This window comes from Caulobacter sp. DMC95 (assembly GCF_056313785.1).
Genome location: NZ_JBQUZP010000007.1, coordinates 70,983 through 92,833 on the forward strand (window position 1 = coordinate 70,983; position 21,851 = coordinate 92,833).

At 66.8% G+C, this 21,851-nt stretch carries 21 protein-coding genes and 1 pseudogene; 3 read left to right on the forward strand and 19 right to left on the reverse strand.

Annotated features, from left to right (window positions below; genetic code table 11):
* Positions 1-8 precede the first annotated feature (8 nt).
* Positions 9-725, forward strand: coding sequence for a DUF1134 domain-containing protein (locus ACT53N_RS16010; RefSeq protein WP_476064834.1), 717 nt, complete (start codon positions 9-11; stop codon positions 723-725).
* A gap of 41 nt (positions 726-766) precedes the next feature.
* Here the strand turns inward: ACT53N_RS16010 and ACT53N_RS16015 are convergent, their stop codons facing one another.
* The 15 genes from ACT53N_RS16015 to infC all read right to left on the reverse strand — a co-directional run bounded on the left by ACT53N_RS16015 (position 767) and on the right by infC (position 16,716).
* Entirely contained in the window at positions 767-1,294 is a 528-nt protein-coding gene (locus ACT53N_RS16015; RefSeq protein WP_476064835.1) for a TIGR00645 family protein, read from the reverse strand.
* Between the two features lie 51 nt (positions 1,295-1,345).
* Positions 1,346-3,073 (reverse strand): DUF4139 domain-containing protein, encoded by a 1,728-nt coding sequence (locus ACT53N_RS16020; protein WP_476064836.1) that lies wholly within the window; start codon positions 3,071-3,073, stop codon positions 1,346-1,348.
* On the reverse strand, positions 3,073-4,446 hold the full coding sequence (locus tag ACT53N_RS16025) for a DUF4139 domain-containing protein (RefSeq protein WP_476064837.1): 1,374 nt from the start codon (positions 4,444-4,446) through the stop codon (positions 3,073-3,075). The genes ACT53N_RS16020 and ACT53N_RS16025 overlap by 1 nt, the downstream gene beginning before the upstream one ends.
* 75 nt (positions 4,447-4,521) lie before the next feature.
* The gene (msrA, locus tag ACT53N_RS16030) at positions 4,522-5,106 is read right to left on the reverse strand and encodes a peptide-methionine (S)-S-oxide reductase MsrA (protein WP_476064838.1); all 585 of its coding nucleotides are present in this window, start codon (positions 5,104-5,106) and stop codon (positions 4,522-4,524) included.
* Between the two features lie 52 nt (positions 5,107-5,158).
* Positions 5,159-5,461 carry a hypothetical protein gene (locus tag ACT53N_RS16035; protein WP_096052095.1) on the reverse strand — a complete coding sequence of 101 codons (303 nt, stop codon included), beginning with the start codon at positions 5,459-5,461 and terminating at the stop codon, positions 5,159-5,161.
* Positions 5,446-5,742 carry a hypothetical protein gene (locus ACT53N_RS16040; protein ID WP_062099731.1) on the reverse strand — a complete coding sequence of 99 codons (297 nt, stop codon included), beginning with the start codon at positions 5,740-5,742 and terminating at the stop codon, positions 5,446-5,448. Before ACT53N_RS16040 ends, ACT53N_RS16035 begins: the two co-directional genes overlap by 16 nt.
* Positions 5,743-5,868: 126 nt before the next feature.
* Entirely contained in the window at positions 5,869-6,018 is a 150-nt protein-coding gene (locus ACT53N_RS16045; protein ID WP_024265662.1) for a hypothetical protein, read from the reverse strand.
* Between the two features lie 258 nt (positions 6,019-6,276).
* Positions 6,277-8,676: a phenylalanine--tRNA ligase subunit beta gene (gene pheT / locus ACT53N_RS16050; RefSeq protein WP_476064839.1), complete on the reverse strand. Its 2,400-nt coding sequence runs from the start codon at positions 8,674-8,676 to the stop codon at positions 6,277-6,279.
* Between the two features lie 58 nt (positions 8,677-8,734).
* A complete protein-coding gene (gene pheS / locus ACT53N_RS16055) occupies positions 8,735-9,808 on the reverse strand; it encodes a phenylalanine--tRNA ligase subunit alpha (RefSeq protein WP_476064840.1) in 1,074 nt (357 codons plus the stop codon).
* A gap of 228 nt (positions 9,809-10,036) precedes the next feature.
* Complete coding sequence (gene rplT / locus ACT53N_RS16060; protein ID WP_476064841.1) at positions 10,037-10,393, reverse strand: 50S ribosomal protein L20; 357 nt, start codon at positions 10,391-10,393, stop codon at positions 10,037-10,039.
* 15 nt (positions 10,394-10,408) lie between these two features.
* On the reverse strand, positions 10,409-10,609 hold the full coding sequence (rpmI, locus tag ACT53N_RS16065) for a 50S ribosomal protein L35 (RefSeq protein ID WP_062099735.1): 201 nt from the start codon (positions 10,607-10,609) through the stop codon (positions 10,409-10,411).
* Between the two features lie 120 nt (positions 10,610-10,729).
* Positions 10,730-11,920: an MFS transporter gene (locus tag ACT53N_RS16070; RefSeq protein WP_476064842.1), complete on the reverse strand. Its 1,191-nt coding sequence runs from the start codon at positions 11,918-11,920 to the stop codon at positions 10,730-10,732.
* A gap of 51 nt (positions 11,921-11,971) precedes the next feature.
* Positions 11,972-14,017, reverse strand: a complete 2,046-nt coding sequence (locus tag ACT53N_RS16075; RefSeq protein ID WP_476064843.1) for an alpha/beta hydrolase family protein — start codon at positions 14,015-14,017, stop codon at positions 11,972-11,974.
* 104 nt (positions 14,018-14,121) lie between these two features.
* On the reverse strand, positions 14,122-16,059 hold the full coding sequence (locus ACT53N_RS16080) for an alpha/beta hydrolase family protein (protein WP_476064844.1): 1,938 nt from the start codon (positions 16,057-16,059) through the stop codon (positions 14,122-14,124).
* Positions 16,060-16,194: 135 nt separating this feature from the next.
* Entirely contained in the window at positions 16,195-16,716 is a 522-nt protein-coding gene (infC, locus tag ACT53N_RS16085) for a translation initiation factor IF-3 (RefSeq protein ID WP_010918933.1), read from the reverse strand.
* Positions 16,717-16,987: 271 nt separating this feature from the next.
* Here infC and ACT53N_RS16090 point away from each other — a divergent pair, with 271 nt between their 5' ends.
* Positions 16,988-17,587 (forward strand): YitT family protein, encoded by a 600-nt coding sequence (locus tag ACT53N_RS16090; RefSeq protein ID WP_310212919.1) that lies wholly within the window; start codon positions 16,988-16,990, stop codon positions 17,585-17,587.
* Positions 17,588-17,618: 31 nt separating this feature from the next.
* Here the strand turns inward: ACT53N_RS16090 and ACT53N_RS16095 are convergent.
* The 3 genes and pseudogenes from ACT53N_RS16095 to ACT53N_RS16105 all read right to left on the reverse strand — a co-directional run.
* Positions 17,619-17,745 (reverse strand): annotated as a pseudogene (locus tag ACT53N_RS16095) (hypothetical protein); the annotation flags it as partial.
* Positions 17,741-18,712, reverse strand: coding sequence for a glycosyltransferase family 9 protein (locus ACT53N_RS16100; RefSeq protein ID WP_476064845.1), 972 nt, complete (start codon positions 18,710-18,712; stop codon positions 17,741-17,743). The pseudogene ACT53N_RS16095 and the gene ACT53N_RS16100, both read right to left, overlap by 5 nt.
* On the reverse strand, positions 18,709-19,881 hold the full coding sequence (locus ACT53N_RS16105) for a glycosyltransferase family 4 protein (RefSeq protein WP_476064846.1): 1,173 nt from the start codon (positions 19,879-19,881) through the stop codon (positions 18,709-18,711). The genes ACT53N_RS16100 and ACT53N_RS16105 overlap by 4 nt, the downstream gene beginning before the upstream one ends.
* A gap of 54 nt (positions 19,882-19,935) precedes the next feature.
* On the opposite strand from ACT53N_RS16105, the gene ACT53N_RS16110 reads away from it, so the two are divergent.
* Positions 19,936-20,808 (forward strand): alpha/beta hydrolase, encoded by an 873-nt coding sequence (locus tag ACT53N_RS16110; RefSeq protein ID WP_476064847.1) that lies wholly within the window; start codon positions 19,936-19,938, stop codon positions 20,806-20,808.
* A 5-nt stretch (positions 20,809-20,813) separates the two neighbouring features.
* Here the strand turns inward: ACT53N_RS16110 and ACT53N_RS16115 are convergent, their stop codons facing one another.
* Positions 20,814-21,674, reverse strand: a complete 861-nt coding sequence (locus ACT53N_RS16115; RefSeq protein WP_476064848.1) for an SDR family oxidoreductase — start codon at positions 21,672-21,674, stop codon at positions 20,814-20,816.
* Positions 21,675-21,851: the final 177 nt, after the last annotated feature.

Sequence of the window (21,851 nt, forward strand, 5' to 3'; positions counted from 1 at the left end):
GCCCTGACATGGACCGTCGCAAGCTGATCCTCTCGAGCGCCGCGCTCGGCCTTTCGACTGTGGCGTCGGAGGCCCTGGCTCGCCAGCGCATCACCTCCGAGCAGCTGCCTCCTGCCCAGCCGATCACCGATCCGAACGCGCCGCCGCCTTCGCCGCAGGAGTCCTACGCACCGCCGCCATCGCCGCCTGAAGCCGCGCCGGCCTCGACCGGCATGACGCCGACCTACGGCACGGGGCGCGCCCAGACCTATTCGGCTGACGAGATGATCCGCGCCACCTCCGACTTCCTGGGCGTCACGGCGGAAAGCGCTGGCGCAGCGATCGAAAAGGTTTTCAAGGACAAGGGCCAGCCCACGGGCTACATCGCCGGCGAGGAGGGCTCGGGCGCCTTCATCGCGGGCCTGCGCTATGGCCGTGGCCTGCTCTACATGAAAGGCCGGCCGACGCTGGAGGTCTTCTGGCAGGGCCCGACCATCGGGTGGGACTGGGGCGGCAACGCCAGCCGCGTCTTCACCCTGTGCTACGACCTGCAGTATCCGGACGCCATTTTCCGCCGCTTCCCGGGCGTGGAGGGCAGCGCGTATCTCGTCGGCGGCCTGGGCGTGAACTATCAGAAGGCTGATGAGATCACCCTCGCGCCGATCCGGGCGGGCGTGGGTCTGCGCCTGGGCGCTAATGTCGGTTATCTCGGCTACAGCCGCCAGCGTCGCCGGCTGCCGTTCTAGGCCCTTTCCGATCCGACGGGACCCATCGGATCGGAAACGGTCTAGTGGTGCTTGACCCTGCTGTTCAGCCAATCCATCACGGCTAACAGCACCCCCGAGACTACAAAAGACAGGTGCACCAGGACCAGCCAGAGCAGCCGGGCCTGATCGAGCGCCACGCCGGGTTCGGTGAGCTTCAGGAAGGCCTTCAGAAGGGCGATCGCCGAAATCGCCACGATGGAGGCGATCAGCTTCATCTTCAGGCCCGAAAAATCGACGGCGCCCATCCAGTCCGGACGATCCTCATGGCCCGCCGTGTCGATCTTGGAGACGAAGTTCTCGTAGCCGGACAGGATCACGATCACCAACAGATTGGCCGCCAACGAGAGGTCAATCAGAGTCAGCGCCATGAGAATCGCGTTCTCCGGCTTCATGGACAGAACCTGGGGCAGGTCGTGGAAGAGTTCCTGGAAGAACACCACCAAGAGCGCGCCGAGCGCCAAGACGAGGCCGACATAGAACGGCGCCATCAGCCAGCGTGATGCGAAGAGGCCGCGCTCCAGCCACCGCTCCAGAACAGGTTTTACCATGTGACCCCCCGATCGATACCTTCCCCCTGTATCGGGAGAGCGTGACGGTATCTAGCCGCCAAACGCCACCGCATAGCGGAAGCTCCGCCGTTCGCCCGCCGGGAGCGTCACCCGCCAAGCCACCTGACCCTGCCGAATGTCGTGCTTCTGGGGTTCGGCCACGACCTTGAACTGCGGCGCGCTGGGGTCGTGACGGATCTCCACCGTGATCGGAACCGTCTTGGCGTTGGCCAGGTCGAGTTCGTAGGTGCGGCGCACGCGACCCTTGGAGAGCGTCCGATCCTCGACCAGGCGCGGCAGCACGCGAACATCCATGGCGCGGCCGATGACCAGATCCAGTGGCTCGCCCACCGCCACATCGCGCACCGCCTGTTCGCCGGCGAAGGTCGGTCGGCCGTCGGCGGTCTCGATCGCCGACAGAGCGCCCGAGGGCAGAGGCTTGCCCAGGCCATTGGCGGCCTTGTTCTCCAGCCGCAGCACGACATTAGGCGTGATCAACAGCGCATCCGCCGCGTCGTAGCCGTCATAGTTGTCCATCGCGACGACATAGAGCCGCTGGAAGGCGACGTCCTTCTGGTCGAGAAAGGCCACCTGCTTGGTCTGCCGGGCGTTCAGAGTGACCGGCTCGGGCAGGGTGTAGAGCTTGTAGTCCCCCAGGTTCGATTGCTCGGCCAGCTTTGCGCGCGCGCCGGTGACCATGATTTCCTCGGCGGCGAAGCGGGCCATCGGCGCGGCCGCCATGACCGGGGGAATGGGCAGTGGCGGCGGTGGCGGCGCGGGCGGGGGCGGGCTCTCGATGTCGTGCGTAGTGTCCATCGGCCAGCAGGCGCGGCGGATGGAGCGGGCCTCGCCCTTGTCGACGCGGACGTACTTGCGGGACAGTTTGCCGGCGACGGCCTGGGTCTTGGCGTTGGCGAATTGGCTGCCGCCGCTGTTGACCAGGGTCAGCCAGCCGGTGAGGTCCAGGCGCTGACCATCCGGATGGAGGCGCGCCACGTAGTCTGCCTGCCAGTTCACGCCCAGCGCCAGATAGGACAGCGTCAGACGGGCGCGGGTGGGCGAGGGGACCTCGACGATGGTTGAGAGACTGGGTTTGTCGGTCAGGCCCTCAGGAACGCGATCCAGAACTAGACGCTCAGCGCCGCCCGCGCAGCCCAGGGCCTCGACGCCCTCGGCCGTGCGGACCATCAGGCCGTAGGGGCCCTGGACGAGGGTGGCGTCGACCGTCTGCTGGCGGCCTGTCTTGCGGTTGGTGCGGACCACCTTGATCGGCTGGCCTAGGGAGCGTTGCACCAGCGTGCCGGGGCTGAGCAGTGCATAGTCATAGTTGCGCTCGACCGCCTTGCCGGGCAGGCCTTCGATCGCCGCGCTTTGCGGGATCAGGCCCTCGGCCACGCCGTCGAACCGGACGGTGTGGCGACCGGCCGGCAGGTCGACGGTCCGGGTCTCGGTGACCAGGACGAGGCCTTTCTCGCTGGCCTGGCGGCGGGTCCAGGGATCCATGGCCTGGAACGGTCCGTCGCCGTCGCGATAGAGGGTGATCGCCACCGTCTCCGGCGCGCGTGAGGCGAGGATTTCGCCCTGGGCGGGCAGGGCGATCGCCAGGGTGAGGGTGAGGGCGAGGGTGGTGGCGGCGGCCTTCTCCTCCCCCGTAAAACGGGGGAGGGGGACCGCGAAGCGGTGGAGGGGGCGCTTCGGGCCAGAGCGGACGCCCCCTCCGTCACGATGCGTATTCGCATCGCGCCACCTCCCCCGCCATGCGGGTGAGGAGGACGTCATCACCACCCCGTCTCGACCGTGAAGGTCAGGATCGTCTCGCCGTTGGCGGGCACGGGCACGCTCCAGCCCAGGGTGCCGGCGTCGATGCGGCGGCCCTTCAGGCTTTCGGCCTTGACGGTGCTGTCGCGTCCCAGACCGCCCTGGCGCAGTTCCACCGTGACCGGCTGGTCCTTGGCGTTGCGCACCAAGTACTTCATCTCGTAGCGCGTCAGGCGCTTGGAGACGCGGCTCTCGGCGACCAGGGTCGCCTGGCTGGAGACGTCGAACGCCTCGCCCGTCTTGATCGATAGCTCCGATCCGGCGGGGGTGTGGCCGATGGCGTTCTCGCCGACGAACTTCGGATCGCCGGCGGCGTCGCGCATGTAGACCCGCATGGTCCCCATTGGCAGTTGGCTGCCCAGGCCCGCCAGCCTGGCGTTGCTGAACTGTATGGCGACCACGGCCTTGACGGGTTCGGCCTGGCTGGTGAACCAGCCCTCGCGGACCTCATAGACCTTCTTGGCGGCGACGCCCTGGGCCGACAGGAAACCGACCTGCTTGTTCTGGTTGGCGGCGATCGTGGTGCGTTCGGGCAGCGGATAGACGTAGTAGTCGGCCACCCGTTCGCCGACGCCGCTCTCGGTTCCGGCGCTGATCATGCCCGGCGACCGACGCGGCTGGAAACCGCCGCCGTCGTTCAGCTGATTGACGTCGCCGGCGACCAGCTGGGTCCTGGCGTTCTCGAAGGGCGTGCCGGAATTGTTGGACAGGGTGATCCAGCCCTGCAGATCCATCGTGCTCTTGGCCTCATCGAACAGGGCCACATAGTCGGCCTTCCAGGACAGGCCCGAGGTCAGATAGCTGAGCTTGACCTGCCGGCCGCCAGCGCTGGCGGCCTCGACATTGACCGACAGGGTCGGGCGGGCCCGCAGGGTCTCGGGCACCTTGTCGAAGATGACGCGGGTCGGAACGCCGTCGTCGCGCAGCACCTCGATGCGGTCGCCGATCTTCAGCACCACGCCCTGGTTGGCGGCCAGGACGGTGGCGACCTCGGTGGTCTCCTTGCCATCACCCGGATTGGTGCGGACGATCTTCACCTGCTGGCCGACCGCTTTTTCCATCAGCTTGTCGGGGGTCAGCAGGTCGTAGTCGAAGTTCTGTTCCAGGATCGTCACGCCCGGGGCCGACAGGCTGACCGTCTCGGGGCGGATGGCTGCGGAGACGTCCTTGAACTCCAGCTTCTGGCGGCCCGCCTTGAGGTCTAGGGACCGGGCGTCCTCCACCAAAGCGAGGTTGGAATTGTAGATGGTGACGGAGACGTCGCGTCCCTGAGCCTGGGCGGCCAGCGGGGCGAGTAGCAGCGCGGCCGAGGCCAGCAGCATGCGGCGGTTCATCGACGTCCTCCCGTGTATTTACAGAAGTAAGCTACACGGGATTCAGGCGGAGTCGAGGCTAGGTTGGGTGCGAACTTAGCCGCCCCACACCTGCTTGAGACGCGCGTCGCGGCCGCAGCCGGTGCGATAGGCGAAGTAGTTCAGTTTGTTCCGCTTGGCGTAGTCGCGGTGATACTCCTCGGCGAGGTAGAAGGTCTGCACCGGCAGGATCTGCGTTTTCATCGTGCCGGTCTTCAGGCGCTTGGCGGCCTCAGTGCGGGACTTCTCGGCGATCGGGCGCTGGGCGGGCGTGACGAACACCGCCGGGCGGTAGGACGGACCGCGATCGCAGAACTGGCCGCCGTCGTCGGTGGGGTCGACCAGCTTCCAGTATCGATAGAGCAGAAAGCCGTAGTCCAGCTTGGCGGGGTCATAGGTGACTCGGACCGCCTCATAGTGGCCGCTGGTCTCGCTGGTCACGTCCCGATAGGTCGGGTTCTTCAGATGCCCGCCGGTATAGCCGCTCTCGACCTTGAGGACGCCGGGCACGCCCTGCATGTCGTGCTCCATGCACCAGAAGCAGCCGCCGGCGAAGATAGCGGTTTCGGCCTTGGGCGCGGCGAGGGCGGGGGCCGCCAGCATGGCGAGGGCGGCGGCGAGAAGGACGATCAAGCGGCGCATCGGGAACTCCGGAGGTGTGCGTTCTACAGATACGCACGCCGGCGCCGATCGGTTACTGCCGCCAGCCGAATCCGACGCCCCGCACCGAAGGACAGGCCGCCAGTCGTGAGGCCAGTACCTGAGCGCGGTCGTCGCCCTGGTCGTCGATCTCGAGACGAATGGCCATATGAGGGCCCTCGGGAGCGGCGGACAGGGCGCGCAGGCGAGCCTGCTGCACCGAGGCCACGCCCAGCACGCGCATCAGGGCGTCGGGGGTGTCCTCGGCGGTGACCAGGAAGAGGCGGCGACGCAGGGACGCAAGGTCGCCGCCTTCCGGTTTTAGCGGGTCTACGCGGTCGCTCACGGACGGAACCACTGATGCTCGACCGAGGCCGAATTGACGCCGGGCCAGGCGGCCAGATCGCGGGCCAGCAGGCGGGCGGCCTGGTCGCCAAGGTGGCGCACCTTCAGCGAGGCTTCGACGATCTGGCCCACAGGCTTCATGGTCAGGCCGCACAGTTCGGCGCCGCTGTCAGCCAGGCCCTGGCGGACGGCTTCCAGCGCGCTGGGCGCGTCCTGGGCGGCGAGCAGCAGCTGATGGACCGTGACGCCGTCATGGTCGCTATGGAAGGCGGGTGGGGAGGGCAGGTAGCTCATTGGGGTCGATCCTTGGCTTTGAGAGGCTGTTAGGACCGAGGAACCGCGCAACAAAAAACCCCGCTCGTGTGAGCGGGGCTTTTTGGAGATCTTGCGATCCTTCGGCTTTGGTTTTGGTAGGATTTCCTACCGCTGCTTGCGCCGATTTTGCCCCGTTCGAACTCGGACGGTTTTAATCTGATTAATCATGTTCCACATCGCCACGGCGCACGACATCACGGCCACGGCGGTAAGGCCGGTGGTCATGAAGGCGGCGAAGGCGAAGGTCGATTGCATGTGGAAGCGATGATTTCCGTTGGCGCACCCTAGAGGTAGCGCGGGGTTTTTGATTGCGCAAGGTCCTGCCGGCGAAAGAGGCGATCGGTCGCGGCAAGGGACGGTTTTGCCCTCGGCGAGGCGCGGCGCCTGGAAATTCAGCAATCCCTCCCCCCAGTGGGGGAGGCGGCCGAAGGCCGGAGGGGGAAGCGACAAGGCTTTAGAACTGCCCCCTCCGTCCGCTTTGCGGGCACCTCCCCCGCTAGGGGGAGGATTTGATCAGCCCCGCAGCTTGCCGCCGGCCTTTTCCGCCGCCGCGACGACCTTGGCCGAGAGGGCCTCGATGTCGGCGTCGGTCAGGGTGGCCTCGCGGGGCTGGACCACGATCTCGATGGCGACCGACTTGAAGCCCTCCGGCACGCCGGGGCCCTCATAGACGTCGAACACGCGCGCGGCGGTGATCAGCGCCTTGTCGGCGCCGGCTACGGCCTTGACCAGATCGCCGGCGGCCTTGGCCTTGTCGACCAGGAACGCGAAGTCGCGGGTCAGCGGCATCAGGGCCGAGGGCGAGAAGGCCGGGCGGGTCTTGATCGCCTTCTTCTTCGGCTCTGGGATCGCCTCCAAGGTGATCTCGAAGCCATAGATCGGACCGGCCACATCCAGCGCCTTGAGCACCGCCGGGTGAATCTCGCCAAACTCGGCCATCACCGCCTTGGGACCCAGCTGCAGGCGCGCTGAGCGGCCCGGGTGCCACCAGGCCGAGGCCGAGCCTTGCGCCGTCTGCAGCGAGGCCACAGGCGCGCCCAGCTCTTCCAGAAGGGCCAAGAGGTCGGCCTTCACCGTGAAGACGTCGCCTTGAGATGCCTTGTCCCAGCCGCGCGGAGCCTTCGGAACCAGGATCGCCGAGACGACGGTGCGCTGGTCGGCCGGCTTGTCGCCGTGGAAGGTCGGGCCGATCTCGAACAGGGCCGCGTCCGGGAAGCCCTGGCGGGCGTTGCGACCGGCGGCCTCGATCAGATTGGGCAGCAGCGAGGGGCGCATGCAGTCCAGTTCCGAGGCGATCGGATTGGCCAGCACCAGCACGTCCTGGCCGCCGCCGAACAGCGACGCGGTCTTGCGGTTGGTGAAGCTGAAGGTCACGGCCTCGGCGTAGCCGGCGGCCGCCAGGGCGCGACGGGCGGCGCGGGCGCGGGCCTGCTTGGCGGTCAGGATGCCGCCGACGGCGCGCGGAACCTCCGGCAGCGGCGTCGAGGGCAGGGCGCCGTAGCCGGCGATGCGCGCGACTTCTTCGACGAGGTCGGCCTTGCCTTCCACATCGCGGCGGAAGGTCGGCGGGGTGACGGTCCAGGGCGAGCCCAGCACGACGTCGAAGCCCAGCGCCGCCAGGATCTGGTGGGTCTTCTCCGGCGTCACCGAGAGGCCCGACAGCTGGCCGACATAGTCCGGATCGAAGGCGAAGCCCTTCGGCGCGGGCGGAACCTCGCCGACATAGACAACCTCCGACGGCTCGCCGCCGCACAGCTCCAGGATCAGCTTGGTGGCCAGCTCGATGCCGGGGACCAGCGAGCCGGTGTCGACGGTGCGGGCGAAGCGGTACTGGGCGTCGCTGGCGATGCCGGTCGTGCGGCCGGTCTGGGCGATGCGGATCGGCTCGAACCAAGCGCTTTCGACGAACACGTCGACCGTGTCGTCCGAACAGCCGGTGCTTTCGCCGCCCATCACGCCGCCCAAGCCGATCGGGCGCTCGCCTTGGGCGTCGGCGATCACGCACATGTCGGGCGTCAGCTCGTAGGTCTTGCCGTCCAGGGCGATCAGGTGCTCGTCGCCGTTCACGCCGTGGCGGCCCAGGCGCGTGGAGATCTGCGTCCCCGACAGCTTGTGCGCGTCGTAGACGTGCAGCGGCCGGGCGCGGTCGTAGGAGATCAGGTTGGTGACGTCCACGAGGGCGTTGATCGGGCGCAGGCCGATGGCGGTCAGGCGGTCCTGCAGCCACTTCGGCGACGGGCCGTTCTTGACGCCGCGGATGTAGCGACCGGCGAAGGCCGGGCAGGCCTCGCCATCGACCGTCACACTGATCGGGCTCGGATAGGTTCCGGCGATCGGGGCGATCGACAAGTCCTTCAGCGTGCCGACACCGGCGGCGGCCAGATCACGGGCGATGCCGGCGACCCCCAGCCAGTCGGGGCGGTTGGGGGTGACCTCGAAATCGATGACGGCTTCCAGGCCCAGCGCCTCGACGGCCGGCGTGCCGACGGCGAGGCTGTCGGGCAGCTCCATGATGCCATCGCTCTCGCTGGCGTATTCCAGCTCGGCGGCCGAGCAGAGCATGCCGTTCGAGACGACGCCGCGCACCGGCTTCTCGACCAGGGTCACGTCCAGCCCCGGCACATAGGCGCCGATCGGGGCGTAGATGGTGGTCAGGCCCGCACGCGCGTTGGGCGCGCCGCAGACGATCTCCTTGCGGCCGTCGACCGTGTCGACCTGGCAGACCTGCAGGCGGTCGGCGTTCGGGTGACGCGCGGCCTCGACGATCTTGCAGACCGTGAACGGGGCCAGCTTGGTCGCCGGATCGGTGACGTGCTCGACCTCGAGCCCGGCCATGGTCATGGCCGCGACGATCTCGGGGACGGTGGCGGTGGTCTCAAGGTGGTCCTTGAGCCAGGACAGGGTGAATTTCATTTTCAATCTCCAAGCCCCGCCGCCGCGCGGAGGGGTTGGTGGAATTCCAGAAGGGCGATCAGCTCAGGCCTGACGCCGGGTTCGGCGCGGCGAAGGCGCTAAAGCCGTAGTGCGCCAGCCAGCGGACGTCCGACGACCACATGTCGCGCAGGTCCGGCATGCCGTACTTCAGCATCCCGAGGCGATCGACGCCCATGCCGAAGGCGAAGCCCTGGTACTCGTCCGGATCAATGCCGCAGGCGCGCAGCACGTTCGGGTGAACCATTCCGCAGCCCAGGATCTCGAGCCAGGACGTGCCCTGGCCGATCTTGATCTCGCCGCCCGAGCGGTCGCACTGCACGTCCATCTCGGCCGACGGCTCGGTGAACGGGAAGTGGTGCGGGCGGAACTGGGTGGTCACCGCGTCGGTCTCGAAGAACCGGGCCAGGAAGGTCTCCAGGGTCCACTTCAGGTGGCCCATGTGGATGCCCTTGTCGATGACCAGACCTTCGACCTGGTGGAACACCGGCGTGTGGGTGGCGTCGTTGTCGCAGCGATAGGTGCGGCCCGGCGCGATGATCCGGATCGGCGGCTTCTGCGACACCATGGTCCGCACCTGCACGGGGCTGGTGTGGGTGCGGAGAAGCATCCTTTCGCCATCTTCTTTCGGGTTGAAGAAGAAGGTGTCGTGCATCTCGCGGGCCGGGTGCTTCTCGGGGAAGTTCAGGGCCGTGAAATTGTGGAAGTCGTCCTCGATGTCCGGACCTTCGGCCACGGCGAAGCCCATCTCGGCGAAGATCGCCACGACCTCGTCCATGGTCTGCATGGTCGGGTGGACGGATCCCTTACGGCGGTAGGGCGCGGGCAGGGACAGGTCCAGCGTCTCGCTGGCCAGGCGCGCGTCCAGTTCGGCGGCCTCCAGGGCGGCCTTCTTCTGGGTGATCGCGTCCTGGACCTTGTCGCGCAGGGCGTTGATCGCCGCGCCTTGGGTCTTGCGTTCCTCGGGGCTCATCGCGCCCAGGGTCTTGAGCAGGCCCGAGATCGAGCCGGTCTTGCCGACGGCGGCCACGCGGACCGCGTCGAGCGCTTGGAGATCCGAGGCGGCGGCCACCTGGGCCAGCACGTCGGCTTCGAGAGTGTTGAGATCGGTCATGACGGGCATCCGTCTAGGCGGTTTTGGTGACTGTTGGAACTTCCATTGTCATCCCGGCCGCAGCGGAGCGGAGAGCCGGGACCACCGGAAAGCGCCAGCGCTTGCTGCGGTCCCGGCTCTGCGCGCTACGCGCTTGGCCGGGATGACAGCTTTTCGCGCAGCAAAAAGCCCCCAGGCTCGCGCCTGGGGGCTTTGCAAGATCGGTTGGATCAGAGATCCAAAAAGACCTTAGGCCAGGGCGGCGCGAACCTTGTCGGCGATGGCCTTGAACGCAGCCGGGTCGTTGCCCGCGATGTCCGCGAGGACCTTACGGTCGATCACGATACCCGCCACGTCCAGGCCGTGGATAAACTGCGAGTAGGTGAAGCCTTCCAGACGGGCGCCAGCGTTGATGCGCTGGATCCACAGCGAACGGAAGGCGCGCTTGCGCACCTTGCGGTCGCGGTAGGCGTACTGGCCGGCCTTGTCGACCGCAGCCTTCGCCGTACGGATGGTGTTCTTGCGGCGCCCGTAGAAGCCCTTGGCTTGCTCGAGAACCTTCTTGTGCTTGGCGTGAGCAACCACGCCACGTTTAACGCGAGCCATGTGTCAGCGCTCCTCTTAAAGGCCGTAGGGCAGGTAGGTCTTGATGATCTTGGCGTCGGCCTCGCTCATCACCTTCGTGCCGCGCTGTTGGCGGATGTACTTGCCATTGTGGCCGATCAGGCGGTGGCGCTTACCAGCGACGCCGGCCTTCAGCTTGCCCGTGGCGGTCAGTTTGAAGCGCTTTTTAGCGCCCGACTTGGTCTTCAACTTCGGCATTTCGCGTCGGAGCTTGCGCCCCGTCCTCTAGAAGCATGACGAACCGCCATGGCATGCCAATGGCCAGGCGGTTCCGGAAAGGCGGCGTAGCTACAGGAAAGACTCGGTTCTGGCAAGCACTTAGGCGGCCGCCTTGGTCCGGCGGACTATGACCAGCGCAAAGCCGATGGCCGGAACCATCAGGGCCGCGCCGAACCAGTAGGGCCCGCCGATGGCGATCCCGAACAGCGGTCCAGCCAGCAGGGGACCGCCGATCCGGGCCAGCGAGCCGGCGGCCATGTTCAGGCCCAGCATCTGGCCCTGGCGATCGGGCGGGGTGGCGCGCGAGATCAGGGCCCCGACGCAGGGAAAGACCAGCGACTGGCCAAACGCCGTACAGGCCACCGCCACCACGGCCAGGGCGGGCTTGGATATGAACGGCGTGACCAGCAGCGACGTCCCGATGATCGACAGGCCGGCGGTGAGCACCCGCGCCTCGCCAAAGCGCCGCGCCAGGCGGCCGGTCAGCACGCCCTGACCGATCGAGGCGATGACGCCGATCAAGGCGAAGCAGGCCGCTACCTGGCTGGCCGTCCAGCCAAAACGGGTGTCGGCGTAGAGGCCGAACACCGCCTCCATGCCCGCGAAGGCGGCGGTGGAGATCAGGGTGACCAGCAGCACGCGCGACAGGATGGGATGGCTGGCGGCCTGGCTCAGGGCCTCCAGCCGGTGGGGTTGCGGCGCGCCGGGCGCCGAGGGTGCGCGGCTTTCCTTGACGAACAGGATGACGCCTAGCGCCGCCGTCGCGGCCATGCCGGCCGCCAGGAACAGCGGCAGCTGGTAGCCCAGAGGCCCCGAGCCGGGGCGCATGACCATCACGAGGCCTGGGCCGATGACAAAGCCGGCCCCGAAAGCCGCGCCCAGCAGGCCCATCCGCCCGGCGCGTTTTTCCGGCGGGGTGACGTCGGCCATGTAGCCCTGGATCGTCGAGATGTTGCCGCTGCCAAAGCCGCCGAAGAGGCGGATGAGCATCGCCACCCAGATGTTCGGCGCGAAGGCCAGGGCCAGATAGGCCAGGGTGTTGGCGATGATGGTGACGATCAGCACCGGCCGCCGGCCTATGCGGTCGGAAAGCCGTCCCCAGAACGGCTCGCCGAAGAATTGCCCCAGGCTGTAGGCGGCGAACATCGTCGTCACCTGCCAGGGCGCTGCGTCCATCGACCGCGCATAGAACGGCAGCAGCGGAATGATCACGCCGAAGCCCACCAGGTTGATGAAGACAACCAGGAGCAGGACGGCCAGGGCGCGGTTGCTGTGGGAGGGCTCGGACATTAGGCGGCGGGATTTACGCCTGAACCGCCCACTTGGCGACCATGTTCAGGGTCAGTCCGGCGGATTGTGCTTTTCGACGAAGGCCACGGCCTCGGTCAGCATCTTCAGCCGCGTCGCGCCGCGCGACAGCCAGTGATCCTCGCCGTCCAGGGGGATCAGATCCACGGGCTTTCCGGCCTTCTTCAGAGCGTCCGCCATGATCTGGCTATGTTCGTAGGGAACGATCGTATCATCGGTTCCGTGGATCAGGAGTACGGGGATACTGACCCGGTCCGCTAGCTTGGCGGGTGAGATCGCGTCGAGGTTCGGGGCTTTCGAGCCTTCCACGCCCATGAAACGCAGCCAGTAGCGCGGCGTTGTCGAAGTCCGCAGGTCGCGCCCGTCGGGGTCAGCGACAAGCAGTCGTTGGGTATTCACCGGACCCGCGCCTCTTTGTCGACAATCACCCATGGCGCCCTTGTCGCTGGAGCCCGGCCCCTGGGAGACACAGACCGCCCCGGGCTTGAATACCGATCTTGCTACAAGATTGAGGTCGGTCGGCCCGCCAACGGAAACGGCGCATCGATACACTCCTGTATCCAGCGTCGCGCCGGCCAGAGCCGCGTAGCCGCCGAAGCTGGCGCCCATGATGCAGATGCGGTTGCGATCAATCAGCCCTTGGTCGGCCAGGTAGCGGACGCCGTCCGAAAGGTCCGTCTGCATCTTCCTGCCCCACTGGCCAAATCCCGCTGTGCGGAACTCTGCTCCCAGGCCATCCGAACCTCGGAAGTTCGCCCTGAGGACGGCATAGCCGCGAGACGCCAGCGCCTGGCTCCACCAGTCGTAGCCCGGCGTGTCCCGCCCTTCGGGGCCAGCGTGGGGCAAGACGATCAGGGGCAACGCTTGAGGGGGGCGGTTTCTGGGCAGGGTGAGATAGGCGCTGATCGCCAATCCGTCGGCCGCCTTGTAGCTGATCGCCCGGACAGGCGAGATCGCCGCCGGGGTCAGGTCCTCGTAGATCGGCCCCAGCGTCCAGCTCTGGTTGGTGTTGAAATCGACCACCGCGAACGACGGGCCGTTCTGGGCGGAATCCACCTTCACGACCAGACGCTTGCGGTCCTTTGTCCAAGACTGCAGCGTAACGCGGTCCTGCGGGAAGACCCTCAACGCCGCGCGCCAGGCGGCCTGGTCCTTGGGTCTCTCGAACGAATAGACGATATCGTCCCCGCGGAGGCCAAAGCTCCCGATCAGCTTGTGCGTCGCCGGGTCGTGAAGCAGCCCGCGCAGGTCGCTCTCCTCGGCCAGAGCTTCTGACTTGCCGTTGCTGCGATACTCCTTCAGCGCCACCGCATCGCCGCGGCGCCAGACCACCACCGAGGTTCCATCGCGGCCAAGGCCTTCGACGCCAAAGGAGCCCATCGGCGTGATGGCGGTGTCTACGGTTCGCCAGTTGGATCCGACCCGCATCAGCAGGCTCCAGCGACCGGTCTTGTCGTCATAGGTCGACTGGGCCAACGGCTCGCCCGTCGCGTCGACCAGCCAGGTATCGGAACTGTATCGGGCCCCATGCTCCAACATCCTCACCGTCCCGGTGCGGAGGTTGAACCGGAAGAGCGTGCTGGCGGCGGCGCCGCGCAGGAAGCGGGCGCCTTCGAGGAAGACGTGCGGATCGCCCTTGACCGTCCGGATTTGCGGCTGGCCCAGGATTACGGTCAGGGCTTCCGGCGCAGACTCCATCAGCGGCTTCTGGACACCGGTGGATATCTTGAAGTCGACGACGGTGAAGTACTCGCGCTTTGGTCCATCCAGGTTGAGGCCACGCGTCGCGACGGATGAGACGAGGATCACATGATCCTCTCCCGCCCAGGCCATGCTGCGCAGCTTGTTGTCGGCGACGGCGATCCCGGCGAGTCCGCCGCCCTCGGTCTTGCGGATGGTCAGGAAGCGCTTTTCCCCGTCCGTCGTGAGGACGGCCAACTTGGAGCCGTCGGGCGAGATCTGAACATCCTCGACCTTGGGGAGAAGGCCATAGAGCGAGAGCGCCGGCTTCTCCCGAGCGCTGGCGGCCGACAAACTCACCAAGGCGATTATCCAGGCAACCAGGGCTGGTCGAAGCATATCTTCAGGCTCGCTTGATCGAATGCTACCAGAAGATGTTTTTCTCCTCATTGCCGTCAATGGGCGAAATGCGAGAATGGCGCTCATGGCCCCAAGTTGCGGCCTTAGTCAGGCGGATTGTGCTTTTCGACGAAGGCCACGGCCTCGGTCAGCATCTTCAGCCGCGTCGCGCCGCGCGAGAGCCAGTGGTCCTCGCCTTCCAGCGTAACGAAGCTGACCGGCTTGCCCGCGCGCTTCAGGGCCGAGGTCATGATCTGGCTCTGCTCGTAGGCGACGACCGTGTCGTCCTTGCCGTGGATGAGCAGGATCGGCACATCGGCCTTTTCGGCCTGCTGGGCAGGCGAAATCTTGGCCAGATCAGGATCTTTTACGCCGTCCGCCCCCATGAAGCGCAACCAGTAGCGTTGCGAGGCCGAACTCTGGCCGTCGTTCAGTAACCGGATCTTGGTCAGCATGCGTTGGAGATCCGAGGGGCCCGCCACGGAGACCGCGCAACGATAGACGCCCTTGTCCAAGGTCGCACCCGCCAAGGCGGCGTAGCCGCCGTAGGACGCCCCCATGATGCAGACCCGCTTGGGATCGACCAGACCCTGGCGGACCAGATCCCGGACGCCGTCCGAGAGATCGGTCTGCATCTTCTTGCCCCATTCGCCGAAGCCGGCCTTCACGAAGTCCCAGCCAAAGCCTTCGGACCCCCTGAAGTTGGGCTGCAGAACCGCGTAGCCGCGCGAGGCGAGGGCTTGGCTCCACCAGTCGAACCCTGGCGTATCGCGGCCTTCCGGCCCGCCGTGCGGTAGCACGATCAGGGGCAGGTTCTTAGGGTCGCGCCCCTTGGGCAGGGTGAGATAGCCGCTGATCTCCAGACCATCGGCGGCCTTGTACTTGACGGAGCGGGTCGGGGAGACCGTCGAGGCGTCCACGCCCTTATAGACCGGGCCGAGGAAGTCCGCCTTGCGGGCGTCGAGATCGACCAGGGCGTAGGCGGGGCCTTCGGTCTTCGACTCCACGAGCACCACGACCTTGCGTCGGTTTTGGGACCAGGACGCCAGGCTGACCTGATCTCCGCCAAAGGCCTTGCTCACTGCGTCCCAGGTCTTCTGGGCGTTGGCGTCGAAAAACGTGTACCGCAGATCATCGCCCTGCAGTTTGTAACCGCCGACAAGCGCCAGGGTGCCGGGATCATGGATGAGGCCGGAAAGTTCCAGGTCCTGAGGCAGGTCTGTATGTGCGCCATCCATCTGATACTCGCGGAGCACGTCGTTGTTCTTGTCGTCGGTGCGCCAGACCAGGATGGATTTGCCGTCCCGGCCAAAGCCTGAGAGTCCATAGGAGCCCATTGGCGTGACCGCCTCGTCGATCTGCCGCCAGGCGCCGTCCACCTTGGTCTTCAGTGACCAGACGCCGCGCTTGGAGTCGTAGAGCGACTGCGCCACTGCGTCGCCGGCGGCGTTCACGAGCCAGCCATTGGTGTTTGGTTCGCCGGCGAAATCGTACAGCTTGGTCGAGCGTGAGTTCAGCATCGACTTGTAGAGAGTAATCTGGCCCCGGTTGTCGACGAAGCGCACGCCCTCCAGGAAAGCGACGGGCTGGCCGTCAATCACTCGGGCCATAGGCCAGCCCACCACGATGTTCATCGCGCCGGACTGATCGTTCAGGAGGGGAGTTTGTTGGCCAGTCACGACATTGTAGTCGGAGGCCATGAAGTACTCCTGCTTGGGTCCCGACACGCCGGGGACGATCGTCGTCTGCGATCCCACAAGCAGAAGATGATCGGACCCTACCCAGACGGCGCCCCGCAGCTTCGCGTCGCCCAGCATCATGCCGTTCAGAACGCCGCCGCCGATCTGACGGATGCTCAGCACGCGCTGGTCTCCGCTGGTGGCGATGATCGCCAGCTTGGTCCCGTCGGGCGAGATACGGATCGACTCGATCGTCGGAAGCCGTCCGTAGATCGCTAGGTCCGGCTTCGCGGAGGCTGCGATCGCAGGCGCGGACGACAAGGTCAGGCTAAGCGCGCCTGCGGCGAGCAAGTTCTTCAGCATGGAGCTCCCCCGAGAGTCAGTCGAAACTCTACCTCCGGGCGCTATTATGTCGAGCGCTATCGTCAGGGTGTCCGAAACGCAAAACGCCCCAGCCGTTAAGCCGGGGCGTTTCGGTGTCTACCCTTGGATCGGATCTTAGCGCGGGGCCAGGATCATGATCATCTGCCGGCCTTCCATGCGCGGCTCGTACTCGACCTTGGCGACTTCGTCGAAGTCGGCCTTGACCTTCTGCAGCAGCTTCATGCCCAGCTCGGGGTGGGCCATTTCGCGACCGCGGAAGCGCAGGGTCACCTTGACCTTGTCGCCTTCCTCGAAGAAGCGATGCATCGCCTTGGCCTTCACGTCGTAGTCGTGACTGTCGATGTTCGGCCGGAGCTTGATCTCCTTGAGCTCGACCACCTTCTGCCGCTTGCGCGCCTCGTTCTTCTTCTTCTGCTCCTGGAACTTGAACTTGCCGTAGTCCAGGATCTTGCAGACAGGAGGATTGGCGTTCGGAACGATTTCCACCAGGTCCAGGCCGGCTTCCTCAGCCGCTTCCATAGCGGATGCTGTCGGCATCTCGCCTTGCTTTTCGCCGTGCTGGTCGATCAGCAGGACGCGGGGGACACGGATTTCATCGTTGATACGCGGCCCATCCTTGACGGGCGGCGTTTGCATAGGACGGCGAATAGGGGCGGCTCCGAGGCTGTTGGTATGAAGAGCGGTGACTACGAATATAGCTAAACGCATACGCGCCGCGCTGGGCGCGCCGCGAGAACCTGATATATGACGCGCGCGCCGCGCTGTATCAAGCGAAGGCGACCAAACAGACGCCGGCGGGTCCAGTTTTTTTGACCCTGTGGCCAAGCCCGACCACTATTCGGGCCAATCGGGACGGAAACGGCGAGGCGGGGACGCGTTTTCCCGGAACAGAACACCCGCCCGACTCATGCCCGAACACCGCCATTCCGCGCTGGAGGACATCCATGCGCTCCTCATCGGCTCCAGCTTCATCGCCGTGGGGCTGACCCTGCTCAAGGCGGCTGGCCTGGTGACCGGCGGGGTCGCGGGCGTGGCGTTGATCATCTCTTACCTGAGCGACTGGCCGGTGGGGGTGGTGTTCTTCGTCCTCAACCTGCCGTTCTACGTCCTGGCGCAGCGGACGCTGGGCTGGGCGTTCACGTTCAAGACCCTGGCGACCAATCTGCTGCTGGCGGGCCTCGCCTGGGGCATGCCGCAGTGGCTCAAGGTCGGTGGGATCGATCCGATCTTCTCGGCCGTCTTTGGCGGCACGATCATCGGCATGGGGATCCTGGCCCTGGCGCGTCACCGCTCCAGCGTGGGCGGGGTCGGGGTGTTGGCGCTCTATCTGCAGGAGCGCCGAGGCATCAGCGCCGGCAAGGTGCAGATGGCGGCCGACTGCGTGGTTGTGGCCGCAGCGTTCTTCACGATCAGCTTCGACAAGCTGCTGTTGTCGATCGCCAGCGCCGTGGCCCTGAGCGCAGTGATCATCGCAAACCACAAGCCGGGGCGCTATGCGGGGTATTGAGCCTGTAGCGCCGCATCCGTCTCGGCGCTATGCGCCGATCCACCTCTCCCGCAAGCGGGGCAGGAAGACAATGATGTCCGCCTCACCCGTGAAACGGGGGAGGTGGCGCGGCGCGGATACGCGACGTGACGGAGGGGGCGCTCTTCTGCGAAACTAATGCGGCAACAGCGCCATCGCAGCGCTGGCCACGGTGCTGACGGGCAGGGCCTTCAGGTCGGGTGAGCGGATCACCGCCACGTGGCCGCGCGGGCCGCACAGCTCTGGATCGGAAGCGTCGGAGAACAACGCGATCGTCGGCGCGCCTGCGGCCGCCAGCAGGTGCGTCGGACCGGTGTCGTTGCCGACGGTCAGCGCCGCCTTGGCGCCCAGAACGGCCAGCTGGGCGAAGTCGGTGCGGCCGGTGAGGTCGCGGGCGCCGCCGACGGCCTTCTGGATGTGGCGCGCCATGGCGCTTTCCTGCGGACCACCGATGATGACGATGTCCAGGCCCTTGGCTTTCAGCAGCGATCCGAGCTGGGCGTAGCACTCGACGGGCCAGCGTTTTTCGAGCCGGTGGGCGGAGCCACCCGGCACGAACAGCACGTAGGGACGCGGCGCGGCGGCGCCGGCCACGGGACGCGGCTCCTTGTGCTTACGCAGGATCCAGGACAGGTCCGGCGGCGGCGCGCTGCCCGGTTCCGTCGGCGCGTCGGGCCAAATCCCGGCCGCGCGGAGCTGATCGGCATGGCGCTCCAGCGTGTGCATGCGAAGGCGCGCCGAGCCCTTCTGGGGCAGCGCGCAGCCGACCGCGATCCCGCTCCACTGGGGCGGGAACGGGCGCAGGAGCTGGAAGTACCAGTTGGTGCGGCTGTTGGTTTGCAGGTCGTAGACGCGGTCGTAGCGCGCCTTGCGAAGGCGGCTGATCATGGCCAGCGTCTGGCCGAAGTCGTCCGGGCGGCCGTCGGTCTCGACCGTGTTGACGTAGGGGCTGAGCTTGGCCAAGGCCTCGAAGGGCGGGGTGGTGAGCAGGGTGATCTTGGCCTTGGGGTGAGCTTCGCGGATCTTGCGCATCGCGGCCAGGGCCAGGACGAAGTCGCCCAGCGCCCCGAGCTTGATGACCAGGACCTTCTTGATCTCCTTGCTCAAGACGAACGCTCCAAACCCAACACCCGCGCATAGACCTTGAGCGTCGCTTCGCACATCGCGTCCACTGAATACAACCGCCGAGCACGCAGGCGAGCGGCTTGTCCCATGGATTGACGCCCTGACGCGCCGATCTCGACGGCTTCCAGCAGCGCTGCAGCCCAGGCCTGGGCGTCGCCGGGCGCGACCAGCCAGCCGGTTTCGCCTGGGACGACCGTCTCGCGCGTGGCCCCGTGATCGGCCGCCATGACCGGTCGACCCATGACCTGCGGCTCGACCGCCGTGCGGCCGAAGGCCTCCGGCTCGAGGGACGGGGCGATGGCGAGGTCGGCCAGCAGATAGGCGGCCGGCATGTCGTCGCAGTGACCGACCAGCTTGACCGAGTCCTGGAGGCCAGCCTGCGCGATCGCCGCTTCCAGCTCGGCGCGATAGCCTTTGCGGCCCTGGTCGTCGCCGGCCAGCAGCAGCAGGACCTTGTCCTCGCCGCGCGCCTTCAGCAGGGCCATGGCCTGGACCATGAGGCCTTGGCCCTTCCAGCGGGTCAGGCGGCCGGCCAGCAGCACCTTCAGCCGGCGCTCATCCGGCGCGACCCCCCAGGCCTTGCTCAGGGTCTCGATCCGATCCGCGCTGACGATCCCCGGTTCGAAGCGGGAGAGATCGACGCCACGCGGGATGGCCACCACCTTGTCGGCGGGAACGTCATGTTCGCGGATGACGTGCTCGCGCGTGTATTCGGAATTAGCGATCACCACGGCGCCCTTGGTCATCACCGCATTGTACCAGCGCTTGAGCCCGGACCTGGCGTTGTAGACGCCGTGATAGGTGGCCACGAACGGCACGCCTGTGGCGTGCGCCGCCCACAGGGCGCTGAACGCCGGGGCGCGGGAGCGGGCGTGCACCAGGCTGACCTTCTCCCGCCGGATCAGGTCGATCAGCCGCGCTGCGTTGCCGAGCATGATGAGCGGGTTTTTCGACTGAGCCGGCATCTGCGCCAGGCGTCCGCCGTCGGCTTCCAGCCGTGCGGCCATGCGCCCGCCACGGGTGGCGACCAGCGCCTTGCCGCCTTGCGCGACCACAGCGTGGGCGACATCAATCGTCGTCTGTTCAGCGCCGCCGGTTTCGAGTTCCGGTGTCACTTGCAGCAGGGTGAAGTTGGCGGGTAGGTCGGGCACGCGAGTCTCGACGAGATAACGGCCCGTAGTTAGCGAAAGGATCAAGGCGACGCCATGACCGAATCCCGGGGCGCCCTGACGCGTGAAGACGGATCGATGCTGGCCTGGCGTCGCGTGGATGGCGAAGGGCCGACGGTCGTGTGGCTGGGCGGCTTTCATTCCGACATGACCGGCACCAAGGCCGAGGTGCTGGCCGAGCAGGCCAAGGCGACGGGTGGCAGCTATCTGCGCTTCGACTACTTCGGTCACGGCGAGTCCGGCGGGGCCTTCAAGGACGGCACCATCAGCCGCTGGCGCGCCGACGCCCTGGCGGTCATCGACGAACTCACCGAAGGACCGCTGGTGCTGGTCGGCTCGTCGATGGGCGGCTGGCTGTCGTGCCTGGCGGCGATCGCACGACCCGATCGCGTGAAAGCCATGGTGCTGATCGCGCCTGCGCCTGACTTCACCGAAAAGCTGATGGGGCCGGAGCTGTCCGCCGAGGCCAAGACGGCGATCGCCCGCGACGGCTTCTGGATCCGGCCCTCCGAGTACGACGACGGCGGCTATCCGATCACCCGTGACCTTCTGGACGACGGTGCGCGGTGGTCGATCCTGCCCGGACCGGTGCCGATCGATGTTCCGGTGCGCATCCTGCAGGGCGGCGCCGACCCCGACGTGCCGTGGATCCATGCGCTGGAGCTAGCCAACGCCCTGAGCTCGGATAATGTCGTCTTCAGCCTGATCAAGGACGGCGACCACCGCCTGTCACGCCCCCAGGACCTGGAGCGCCTTGTCGCCGCTGTTTCTGAGGCCAAGGGCCTGGCTGAGCCGGAAGAGGGGGATCTCGTGTCCCGCCGCCTGGCGCGGGCGGCGCGACTTCGGAATGCCGCGGGACTGGAAGCGACTGGCATCGCGCCGCGTCCGCTGCCGATCGACGATGAATAGCTGGCCTAACCGCCCGCCTTCAGGATCGCCGCCAAACCTTCGCGATAGGTCGGATATCTGGGCCTCCAACCAAGCTCCGCCTTTATCCGCGCGTTCGAGACCCGCTTGTTCTCCGCATAGAACCGCCGCGTCGCCGGCGACATGCCCAGTTCGTTGAATGGCAGGTCTGGCGGAACCGGAACGCCCAGCAGCCGAGCAGCGTGCTCCATGACGTCCTGGGGCGGGGCCGGTTCGTCGTCCACGAGGTTGTAGACGCCGCCGGCCTTTGGGTGGTCCAGCGACGCCAGCAGGCCCGAGACGATGTCGTCGACGTGGATGCGGCTGAACACCTGTCCGGGCTTTACGATCCGGCGGCCCTCGCCGGCGCGCAGACGGTCCAGCGCGCTGCGACCGGGACCATAGATCCCCGGGAGCCGGAACGTCGTCACCGTCAGTCCCATGCCGCGCCCGACCTGGCGCCAGTCGCGTTCGGCGCCGACCCGGCGGGCGCCTTCGACCGATTGGGCCCTGAGGGGCGAGGTCTCGAACACCCAGCGCCCCTCGAAGTCTCCATAGACCCCGGTTGTCGACAGATAGCCGATCCAGTCGGGATAAGCTTGCGCCTGGGCCAGGGCGGGGACGACCGCTTCGAGCGCGGGGCAGCCGTCGGGACCGGGCGGGGCGGTGACGAGGATCGCGTTTACGCCGGAAAGCGCGGCGATCATGGCGTCGCGGTCAGCCGGGTCTGCAGGGGTGATTCCCCTGTCGCGCAGCGCATGAGCCTGGCCAGGGTTGCGCGCCGAGGCCGCGATGTCCCAGCCGCGCGCCTGCAAGGCGTCGGCAAAGGCCGCGCCTACATAGCCCAGACCAAACACGAACAGACGCAACGCCGAACCCCGCCCCAGAAAATCCGGGCTTCAAACCCGCCCGAAACCGTCTCTGATCAAGCCTTGGAAAAAAGCCTCGATGCAACCCCTCAAAGGGCGCTTGCAAACCGCGAAGCGCTCTGCCATAAGCCGCCTCCTCGTCGCGGGGCGCTCTTCTGGGCCTCGCCGATGCGCGTA